Raw genomic sequence first — 7,924 nt, forward strand, 5'->3', positions numbered from 1 at the left:
GGTCCGGGACCGGGTGCCGGACAGCGGCTACCTGTTCTACAAGTGGGCCGGGCACCCGGGCGCGCACACCGACGAGTGGGGCGCCGCTCTCACCCCCGAGGGGATCGTGGCCCAGGCGACGCGGATGGTGGACCTCCCCGGCTTCCGTTCGCTGAAACTCAAGGGCGGGGTGCTGCCGGCCGAGGAGGAGATCGCGGCTGTCCGTGCACTGCACGCCGAGTTCCCCGGGCTCCCGCTGCGCCTCGACCCCAACACGGTGTGGAACCTGGAGACCGCGCTCGACGCGGCCCGGGAACTCGCGGGCGTCCTGGAATACCTGGAGGACCCGGTCGCCGGCGTGGAAGGCATGGCCGCGGTCGCGGCGCGGACGACATTGCCGCTCGCCACGAACATGTGCGTGACCTCGTTCGACGACGTCCTTCCCGCTGTGATGCGCGACGCCGTGCGGATCGTCCTGGGCGATCACCACATCTGGGGCGGCCTGCGGGCCACCATGGCACTCGGGGACCTGACCCGGGCCGTCGGCTGGGGCCTGTCCATGCACTCCAACCCCCACCTCGGCATCAGTCTCGCCGCGATGACCCACGCGGCAGCCGCCATCCCCGTGCTCGACCACGCCTGCGACACGCACTACCCGTGGAACGCGGCCGAGGATGTCGTGGAGGCCGGCCCGCTGCGCTTCACGGACGGCTCGTTCCCGGTACCCGAGAGCCCCGGCCTCGGCGTCGAACTCGACCGGGGGGGTCGACCGGCTGCACGACGTGTACCTGGGTCTGGGGCGCGAACACCGGAACGACCGGGCGTATCTGCGGAGCGTGCGGGCGCAGCAGGCACCCCGACGATAGGAGCCACGCCGGATCCCAGCGGCGACCGGTACCGCCTACCTCTGTTCGATCGCGGCCGTCGACCCCCGCACCACCAGATGCGTCGGCAACGTCCGCTGCAAGGGCTGGGCATCCTCCCCGGCGGGCGTGCTCAGGATCCTGAACAGCAGGTCGACCGCCGCCCGGGCGGCCTGCGCCTTGGCCACACCGACGGTGGTCAGCGGCGGGGCGGCCATCCCCGCCAGCGCGATGTCGTCGCAGCCGACGACGCTCATTTCGTCGGGCACCTGGACGCTGGGCGCGCTGAAGCGGCTGATCAGGCCGAAGGCGACGATGTCGTTGAAGGCGACCACCGCGGTGGCGCCACTGGCCAGCACGACGTCCGCGGCGCCCGTGATGCCACCGTCGAAGTGCGGCGCGACGCTGCCGGTACGGATGATCTCCACCTTGCCCGATTCCGCCATCGCGTCGATCCCGGCGGCCCTCTCCTGGGCGGTCCAGGTGCTGCGCGGGCCCCCGACGTAGGCGATCCTGCGGTGGCCCAGGGCGTGCAGGTGGGTGAGCGCGTCCGTCATGCCCTCGACCATGTCGGCAGTGACGCTGGGCAAGCCGGGCTCCCTGCGGTGCAACACCACGATCGGCTTGTGGGTGATCCGGTCCAGCGACTGCAGTTCTTCGCTGCTCAGGTGCGGAGCGCACAGCACGATGCCGTCGGCCTCCGGTGCCATCGTGCGGATCGCATCCAGTTCCAGGCCCTCGACCCGCTCCGCGTCGCTGACGAACACGGCGTGTCCCAGGCCCCGGGCGCGGGCCTGCACGCCCTTGCAGCTGTCCGCGAAGAACGAGTCGAGCAGGTCGGGGACGATCACGCCCACGTGGCCCGTACGGCCGGTGATCAGCCCGCGGGCCGCCCGGTTGGGCTGGTAGCCGAGCCGGCCGGCGACGGCTTGGACGCGCTCCCGCGTCACTGCGCTGACCGTCCCGTCAGGATCCAGCACCCGGGACACGGTGGACCGGGAGACCCCGGCCGCTTTCGCAACTTCTCGAATCGTCACCTGCACGTGCCGAGGTTTACTCCCCTTCCCACGAGCGTCAATGCACGTCCTGAGGAGGCCGACCCCAGCGCGGTGTGGCCCGGCGGGCGCGGACGCCGTCGCGATCCAGCCCTGAAAGAGACATGGATGACCACATCTACGACAGAAGAGAAAATGTCAGCCGGAAACGCGCCTGCGGATTCTACGGTGACTCCCCCGCGGCAGGTGATCCGCGGAAGGTGATCCATGGGGGAATCATGTTTCTGTCACGCGGAGTCCGCACAACTCGAGAGCGGCCGTCAGAGCCGGACTCGGAGTCGGCGGTGCCGGTTCCCGGGCCCGGCGGGTGGGTGGCCGTGGAGTCTCTGGGGCGTGCCGTGTTCGCGGTGCTGGATACCGACGGCCGCACCGACTACGCGGAGTGGTTCGAGGAGTTCCGGGAGGATCCGCAGGGCGTGGTGAAACCCGCGCTCTCTCCGGCCGTCGGTTCCGGAGTGACCGTCACCTCGGCTCTCCTGTACGTGCTCCCGGTGGCGGCCTGGCTGGTGAAACTGGTCGCCGAGCGCCTCGCGGGGCAGGCCGTGGACACCCTCGGCCAGACCGTGCGGGCGAAGATCGGACGCCTGCTGGAAGATCGCCGTGGCGGGGCGGTGCCCGCGCTGGACCCGGACGAGGAGCAGGTGGCCCTCGCTGCGCTGGCGGCCTGGGCCCGGAGCATCGGCGCCGACGCCGAGCAGGCGGGCACCGTGGCCAGGGCCGTCATCACCGTCCTGCGTGACGGAGGTGCGGGTTGACGGCCGGTGGCGACCGGCAGCGCGGAGTCCTGTCGCCGACCGGCGCCCGCTATGTGCTGCTGATCGTCACACTGATCCTGGCGGGTGCGTTCGTGGGGCAGGTGATCCACAATCTGGTGCTCGGCCGTTCGTGGGCCGCGGCCGTGCTGACGTGTTCGGGCAGGGGGGCTGCCCTGTTCCCCGACTCCGCCTTCGACCGGGCGCTGTACGTGTCCCGCTGCACGGGACCGGTGCAGCGCCGCGAGGCCGAGGTCTCCCTGGTGGGCTCGGCGACGGTACTGCTGCTCGGACTGGCCGGTCTATGGGTCCTGCCGCGCAGGCTGCTGCGTCGCGCGGGTCCGCTGAAGTCCGTACCGGCGCGCTGGCAGGAGCTCGCCGACCGGGTCTCCGCCGAGATGGGGGTACGGCGGCCGCCGCGACTGGTCTGGGGTGCCGCCCCCGTCCGGGAGGCGTTCGTGCTCGGCCGGGGCGAGCGCTCCCGCGTCGTCCTGCCGCGCGGCCTCCGGCTGCTCCCCGAGGCGGAGGCGGAGGCGATCGTCCGCCATGAGGTGGGGCACCTCGCGGCGGGCGACACCGTACTGGTCTGGCTCACCCGTGGCCTGTGGTGGGCGCTGCCGCCGGTACTGCTCGCCGCGCCCCTCGTCGCCGCCGTCCAGGGCTGGCGGCTGCCGGAGACGAGCCCTCTGCGGACGCTGTCCCACTTGTTCTGGGCCGAGTACGGCGCGCGAGCCCTGCTCCTGCTGGTGGTCGCCGTGCTCGTCACTCAGCTGATCATGCGGTCGCGGGAGCACGAGGCGGATCTGGCCGCCGTACGAGGGCAGTCGGTCGCGCAGTGGGAGTCCCTGCTCGGCGGGGCACAGCCGGCCGGGCGGCGGAACTGGCTCGACCGGGCACGCGCCAACCACCCCACCCACGACCGCCGACTCTCCGTGCTGCGCGCGCCGCTGACGCTGCTGCGCCCCAGCCTCCTGGACACCCTTGTGGTCGGGCTGCTCGCGGCCGTCCTGCTGGACTCCATGGACGGCCTCGGCAACCTCCTCCTCAGCGGCACCTCGTGGAGTTCGGCACCGGTCGGCGCCCTGTCCGCCGGGCTGTTCCTGGCCGTCGGCTGGGGCCTCGCGGTGTGGCGCGACACCCAGGCCCGCGGCGGCGCCAACAGCGCGGCCCTACGGTGGCTTCACCTCGCCCTGGGCATGAGTGCCGGGGCCGGGCTGCTGGTCCGGTTGCAGAGCACGGGGACCACGGCGATCGGGCCGATGCGGGGCTGGCCGCTGCTGATCGTGCTGCCCCTCGCCGTCATGGGGGCGGCCTCGCTCGGCGCCGCGTTCGCCCGTCTGTGGAGCAACCGGCGCGGTGCCGAACACATCACCTTCCGGGCCCAGTTGGCCGTTGTCACCATCAACGCCCTGCTCTTCGGCGGCGCGTTGTGGCTGGCGATGGACTTCTGCACGCTGCTGAAGGCAGCGTTCACCCAACCGGTGCCGTACGCGGCGCTGCTCACCGGCCCCTACTCGGCATCGAGCGGCACCCGTGCCGTCGGGTTGGCGGCGGTCGCCGCGACGGCCCTGTGGGCGGCCCTTCGCCGGGCCCGGCCGATGGACAGTCACTGGCTCCCGGTGCTGGGCGTCGCCGGTGCCGTCGTCGCCTCGGTCGTGACCCGGCTGGGGTACCGGCCGTCGGCGATGCCAAGCGACTGGACCGCGACCTGGCAGCTCGATGTGCTGACCTCGCTGTGCGCGGGGGCGGTCTGCGCCGTCGCCCTGGTCGTCTGCCGGGGTTCGGACGGTCTCGGCACCGCCCTGTACGCGGCTCCCGTGGCGTCCGTACTCACGGCCACCGCGCTGTGGGCGGCGCGCTTCGGTTCCTGGCGGCATCCCTTCGACGTATGGGCCACGGTCCTGGTCGAGGGCTCCTTGTCCGGTCTCATCGTCGTGCTCGTGGTCCTGGCCGCTCCGGTGGGGTTCCTGCCCGCATGGGGCGCCGGCCGCCGGACCGTGACCGGCGGCGCTGCGGCCTTCACCGTGCTCGCGGCGATCGCTGCCGTCGTGGCGCTCGAACACTTCGGGGACGCTGTGCTGTTGCGCTGAGACCCTGCCTCCGAACCTCCGGCGTAATGCTCAGGACTTGCGGACCGGCTCCGGGAGGGCACGCGCAGGGCGTACCGCCCCGAATGATCCGTAACGTCTCCGAGTAGGCCCGTGTTGGAACGCGGGTCGGGAAGGCACGCCCATGCTCAGCCGAGTCACCACGATGGATCCACCCGGTCCGGCTCTCTGATCGATGAGATCGTGAGGGAGGGCGCCCGCCGAATGCTCGCCACCACACTGGAAGCGGAAGTCAACCAGTGCACAGCCGAGTTGGCGGCCGGGACCGACGAGTACGGACGACGTCTCGTTGTCCGCAACGGCCACCACCGGCCCCGGACGGTGGGCACCGCGGCCGGGGCCGGTCGAGGTCAAGGCCCCGCGGGAGAACGACCGCCGCGTCGACGACGAGACCGGCGAGCGCAAGCGGTTCTCCTCGAAGATCCTTCCACCGTGGTGCCGCAAGCACCAGAAGATCTCCGAAGTACTGCCGCTGCTCCACTTTGCGCGGCTTGTCGTCCGGCGGCTTCGTCCCGGCGGTGGAGCACTGCTCGGCGGCACCGCCGGCCTGTCGGCCGCGACAGTGACACGGCTGACCGTCCCCAGATGGGCGACCGAACCGACCATGCGTCAGATTGGACAAGTTGGGGGCCCGTCCAGGCGTGTCAGCTGATGTGCTGCCCGGCCTGCGTAAGTCGGATCACTTGAGTTGCTGCCACCACCAGGCAATGGAGGGGATGTTCAGGGGGGAAGAGCCGAGGTCAGCGGGCGGATCGGTGGTGACCGATAGGGGGGGCGCTGCGTAGCGGGGGTTACGGGCGTGCCATAGGACGATGTTGCTGACCGCCCGGCGGCAGCCGTCCACGAACAGGTTGAGTTGCGGGCTCGCTTCGGCAGTCAGTTGATCGCAGAGTCTCACGAAGAGCGCCATTGTGCGGTTCCAGATCGAGACGACTTCTGCCCCGGCATCCTGCAGCGAGCAGTGCCGCTCCCTTCGGAGACATACGACGATGTTGTTAGTGCCTCCTCCGTCGTGAGCGTCCTTGGAGATGGAGCACAGGTCGTTCACCCATGCCTGGAGGAGTGTCGCCATCTCGGCAACGGCTTGGAGAGCGGGCTGGTCGAACTCCTCTGAGGGAATCTCCTCCCCGTTGCAGATTTCCAGGATCCCCAGAAGGGGCATGCCGCCTGCGGCATTCAGGCGGATCGCCACGTGGGTGTTGAGGTCGGGCGTTTCGTGGCGGAGGCGGTAGCTCGCCTCCCAAGGGAGTGCCTGGAAGTATGCGGTCTGTTGATTCGTGAGCCGTTTGTACTGAGTGGGTGTGGCGAACCGGCGAAGGTCGCGCATGATGTCGAGGAATTCCGGCAGGAACGGAGTGTCGAGCAGGGCGGAATCGGGGAACTCCTGAGCGCGGCTCAGCGCGCAGGTGGCGGCGATGATCTCGTCCAGTGAGGTCAGCGACTCGCACCAGTCGTCGTAGGCGAAGCCGAAGTACGTCCACTTGCCGCCAACCACGAGGCGTTCGACTTGCCCGCGCGGGCTCCAGTTGGAGAGCAGGCGGGAGGCACCGCTCTCCAGCAGCCGTTGCCGGGTGACGGGATCCTGGCTGATCATGCGAGAGCGCATCCATTGGGAGGCCTTGAGGTCGATCTGGTTTGCCTCCGGGTTCAGGTACGGGGGATCCGGGCTGTACAGCGCCGGTAGATCGAGCGCCGCTGATGCTTGTGGCGGCTTCGCGGTCATGTGGTCTGGTTCCTTCGGTCATGAGATGGAACGAGCGAGGAGCAGTGGACGTCCGCGACGTCGTACGGCACGTGTTGGCGATCGGGTGTGGGGCCGTCGATCAGTCGGGTTTGGAACCGGTCCCCGGGAGCTCGAGGCTGTGTAGTGCCTTCAGCGCGCGGAGATGCGGGCCCTCGAAGAAGTCCCTGGCGGGTCCGGGCCGAAGGGTGTCGATGTACAAAGCGGCGTCGCCCGCCTGCTGCTGGGCGTAGGCGATCATCTGGCTGAGGTCCCAGTCGGCCGGCAGGAAGTCGATGCCCCGCTCGGCGTCCTCGTCCCGGTCGAGGAGGATGTTGACCGCTTGGAGGAGGCGGCCGAATGCGATGCCGTGGGTGCGTTGGCTCGGGGCGCCGTCGTACCAGGACCACAGGTCGCAGAAGATCAGGACTGTGGCGCTGCCGACCGCGTAGGTGTAGCGGTCCAGGTCGGCTCGGTTGTGGATACGGAAGTCCTTGAGTACCCAGTCGGCCATGCGGTCGGCCATGGCCGAGATGGCCTCGCAGACGCGTGGGGCGATGTCCGGAGGGATCAGGGAAATCCACTGGGGCAGGCCCTGTGTGACATCGAGCAGCTCCGGGTGCCCCCTCATGAGCGACTCGAAGTGCGCGGCGTCGCTCTGTGTCTGCAGAGCGATGCTGACCTGACGCAGCAGCAGCGCCCGGTCGCCGGCCGGGATGTCCGGGTGGTCTTCGATCTCGTCGATGGCGCGCAGCATGAGGTAGGTGCCGGTGCACGCCTCGTTCAGCCTTGGCGGCATCCTCATGATCGGGTCATACCACGTCGTACTGTGCGCACGGGCCATGGTGTGCGCCTCAGCGAGTTGTTGACTTGATGCGGTCATGTCTGTTCCTCACATACGTCTGGGGCTTCACGGCGGGTGGAGTGCCGTGGCCCTTTCACTGAGGTGTGTTCGTCGGGGCGCGCTCTGCCCGTCCAGTGGCGCATTCCAGCGGCGTGATCTTGATCCGGTGGCCGTCTGTCACATCGCCGCGCTGTGTCTGGAGGACGTCGTCTGCTGTCCCGGCCCGGGGCAGCGCGTCATCGTCCGGCAGATGACGGGGCGGTCCGAGGACCGGGGTGCGGACGGTCGGAGCACGCAGGACCTTAGGCCGTGCCGGGTGAGCCATCAGCACTGCGATCCGTTCCGGCGCTGGCAGCGTCGTGCGGTGACGGTGCGAGGGAGGTCGCTGGTGGGGTGATCGGATTGCTGGGGGTATCGGTCACGGGTGTGCAGGGCTGCGGGCTGGAGGTGGTGGGAGAGGGAGCGGGTGCGCTCGTCGCGGTGGGTGGCAGTGGCGTCGGCGGAACGGAGGTTGGCGGGGTCGGACTTGGTGCGGAAGTGGTCCGCGGTGACGGCTGGCTCGCCGCATTGCGCGGCGCTGGAGGTCTCGGGGTGGGCTGAGGG

The 7,924-nt window shown here is 70.1% G+C and carries 6 protein-coding genes and 1 pseudogene; 3 read left to right on the plus strand and 4 right to left on the minus strand.

Annotation, left to right across the window (positions count from 1 at the left end; genetic code table 11):
* Positions 1-845: pseudogene (locus EHS43_RS31225) on the plus strand (enolase C-terminal domain-like protein); the annotation flags it as partial.
* 35 nt (positions 846-880) lie between these two features.
* Here EHS43_RS31225 and EHS43_RS31230 read toward each other — a convergent pair.
* On the minus strand, positions 881-1,885 hold the full coding sequence (locus tag EHS43_RS31230; protein ID WP_125194052.1) for a LacI family DNA-binding transcriptional regulator: 1,005 nt from the start codon (positions 1,883-1,885) through the stop codon (positions 881-883).
* A gap of 329 nt (positions 1,886-2,214) precedes the next feature.
* On the opposite strand from EHS43_RS31230, the gene EHS43_RS31235 reads away from it, so the two are divergent.
* Together EHS43_RS31235 and EHS43_RS31240 are read left to right on the plus strand one after the other, a co-directional pair.
* Positions 2,215-2,652, plus strand: coding sequence for a hypothetical protein (locus EHS43_RS31235; RefSeq protein WP_125194053.1), 438 nt, complete (start codon positions 2,215-2,217; stop codon positions 2,650-2,652).
* On the plus strand, positions 2,649-4,739 hold the full coding sequence (locus EHS43_RS31240) for a M48 family metalloprotease (RefSeq protein WP_125194054.1): 2,091 nt from the start codon (positions 2,649-2,651) through the stop codon (positions 4,737-4,739). Before EHS43_RS31235 ends, EHS43_RS31240 begins: the two co-directional genes overlap by 4 nt.
* 697 nt (positions 4,740-5,436) lie before the next feature.
* Here the strand turns inward: EHS43_RS31240 and EHS43_RS31250 are convergent.
* The 3 genes from EHS43_RS31250 to EHS43_RS47165 all read right to left on the minus strand — a co-directional run.
* Positions 5,437-6,480, minus strand: coding sequence for a terpene synthase family protein (locus tag EHS43_RS31250; protein WP_125194055.1), 1,044 nt, complete (start codon positions 6,478-6,480; stop codon positions 5,437-5,439).
* 100 nt (positions 6,481-6,580) lie between these two features.
* On the minus strand, positions 6,581-7,360 hold the full coding sequence (locus EHS43_RS31255) for a squalene/phytoene synthase family protein (RefSeq protein ID WP_125194056.1): 780 nt from the start codon (positions 7,358-7,360) through the stop codon (positions 6,581-6,583).
* A gap of 285 nt (positions 7,361-7,645) precedes the next feature.
* Positions 7,646-7,924, minus strand: a 279-nt coding sequence (locus EHS43_RS47165) for a hypothetical protein (RefSeq protein WP_221740775.1), incomplete at its 5' end; no start/stop codon positions are given.

This window comes from Streptomyces sp. RP5T, assembly GCF_003933965.1.
Lineage (GTDB): Bacteria > Actinomycetota > Actinomycetes > Streptomycetales > Streptomycetaceae > Streptomyces.